Here is a 2,442-nt window from a genome sequence, read left to right on the forward strand (position 1 = left end):
AATCTCATCATTATAATAGCAATCTTTTGGTAATGATGAACATGCTAAAACGATTCAACAACACCTTATAGAATGTGAGGATTCCTAGATTTTGTTTTTGCTCAATAGGTCAATTGAGTCTTTTCTAGGCTATCCCCGCGGAACTATCGGTTTAACAATCATATGATTGAATTCCTCATCAAATTTTCTAAAGTAATTTTAATTCAAAAGCAGAAGTTAATCATTCGAAATGGAATTATTAATTAAATCCTTCGATAATCATCTGTTCATCTTTAAACAAGCTCATGACATGTTCCATTGAATATGCACATATTTTATCTTTGATATTTAAATTTACATCTGCCAACGCATTATCATCAATTATTTCAACCAAATTTTTAGCCAAATCATCAGATATTGAAATCAAATCCAGATAATTCAAAATGAAATTGCAAATATCAGTAATTTTTACCTGTAGGGCATATAATTCCCGGTTTTCCTCAGTTATTTCAATGTTTTCCCGTACAACATTGCTTAAAACCAATAATGTTGTTTTTTTATCAGGTCCCGTTGCCATGCATTTCTGTTTAACCAAATCGATTGACTGTTGATTTAGTATATAAGATGTTTTCAGATTGTTCTTTGTTTCGATTTCAACAGAATAAGGCAGGAATTTATAATTGAATAATGTGACAACTACAACTGCAACAGTTACCCACAATATCTTCAATTCCATTGCTTCAGGTGGTGGAATATACATCAGTGCAGTCATGACTGATATCACAGTAGTGACAATTGTCAAAATCAGTTTATCCTCCAATTTAATGACCATTATAAACATACAGACAACCATTACTGCAACAGAAATTACGTTAAATGAAACGTTAAGATAAGGGACAATTATGAGAATTGCTGCAAAAACAAAAACTCCGATAAATGTTCCCTGAAGTCGTGACTTTGCAGAATATGCAACATCATTAATATAAGGTAACATTAACGAGATTGTAGCGAAATATAGCCATTTTGTAAATGGCAAATTAAACATCAGCGTCAGCAGCTGCCAGACAAACATTAAAAAGGCCATTTTAAATGCAAAAGTAAACTTGACAGATCTGAAACTGAAATACTGTCTGATTAATGATTTGAACTGGGTTTTTAATGTGTTTTTATCTGGAAGCATTATTTCATCGGTTAAATCTTTTCTGATTTCATTTGAAATTATCTCCAAATTTAATAAAACAAGATACATCACTTTTGATTCTACTTCAATACCGTCAAATATGTCCTCCAAATCAATGTGTTTGATTTGAGACAAAACACTCCTTATGTAAAGCAGTTCCTTATTTGACAAATCATGCTCAGATATAATCTTTCCAATGTATTGAAATGATTTGACAACATTCAAAACGGATTTGTGAATTTCAGATGGGAAATATTTATACTCGGACCTGTTGAAAATACTCAAATAAAATCCGTTGATTGTACGGAAATTATCCGAAAAAACATCTTTTCCATCCAATTTCAAATCTATAGCTTTGTCTAATTCAGAAATTAACATGTCAATAGTTGCTTTTGACAGTTTATAATCTTTTTTCCTGTTAATTGCCATATTCAATCCAACGATGAAAACCGCACCGAAGACAAGAGACAAAAGCCTCATCGGCAACATTTCAACAGAAACTGGAATTCCAACCATCATAAAATATATCATCAGGTACGGTAAATAAACATGGGTACCAAAAAGATTATAGGACGTGAAAGTAGTTGCAAAGACAACAACAAAGGTCAATATGCATCCAAAGATAGTCAATGGATTATTCAAAAACGATGCAATGCCTAACACCAAGAGCAATAACAGTATTTTAATAAAAGAAGATTTTGCTTTAAATGACAAATCATTACTCAGATTCATGAACGCCGCCATGACCACCATCATACCGATTACAGCATTCTTACTTCCAAATATCACCATATAAAAAATCATGAACAACATCATTGAGACAAACATGATAATTTTTGATTTTAATGCCCTATTCATAATTACTCAATAATATATTTTATCAACAATTATTATAATTTAACTATTTTTAAACAGAATAAAAAATTTCAAATCTACAAAATTTTTGAAAGAGTCTCAAAATCATGAGTAATACTTTTTAGTGTTTTTTACCTGATTAGTAATACTTTGTAAATCTTTATTATTAATAAAATTACAAATATAATATGAAAAGTAATATTTTAGGGATTAATATGAATAAAAAGTATATTTTGGTGATAATTGCTTTATCATTTTTCATTTTCTCTCAGGCAAGTTTTGCAGAAACGATAGATGATAATGCTACTTTGCAGGACACTTCACAGGATGCATTGGAAGATGTCCAAACCTCGGAAAAGACAATATTTATAATATCGGATAATCCTGGAACCAATATTATTGATTCTGCAGCGGAAGAATTATATAAT

Annotated in this window: 2 protein-coding genes; one reads left to right on the forward strand and one right to left on the reverse strand. The window is 30.4% G+C overall.

The window, feature by feature from the left end; all coding sequences use genetic code 11:
• Positions 1-238: 238 nt before the first annotated feature.
• Positions 239-1,963, reverse strand: coding sequence for an FUSC family protein (locus ACKI2W_RS11445; RefSeq protein WP_407382091.1), 1,725 nt, complete (start codon positions 1,961-1,963; stop codon positions 239-241).
• Between the two features lie 266 nt (positions 1,964-2,229).
• Here ACKI2W_RS11445 and ACKI2W_RS11450 point away from each other — a divergent pair.
• Positions 2,230-2,442, forward strand: a 213-nt coding sequence (locus ACKI2W_RS11450; RefSeq protein WP_407382092.1) for a hypothetical protein, incomplete at its 3' end; no start/stop codon positions are given.

It is taken from the genome of Methanobrevibacter sp. (genome assembly GCF_045603845.1).
GTDB lineage: Archaea > Methanobacteriota > Methanobacteria > Methanobacteriales > Methanobacteriaceae > Methanocatella.

Coding starts and splice junctions, on each gene's coding strand:
- ACKI2W_RS11445 (WP_407382091.1), bottom strand. CDS start 1,963: ATGATTTTTTATATGGTGATATTTGGAAGTAAGAATGCTGTAATCGGT.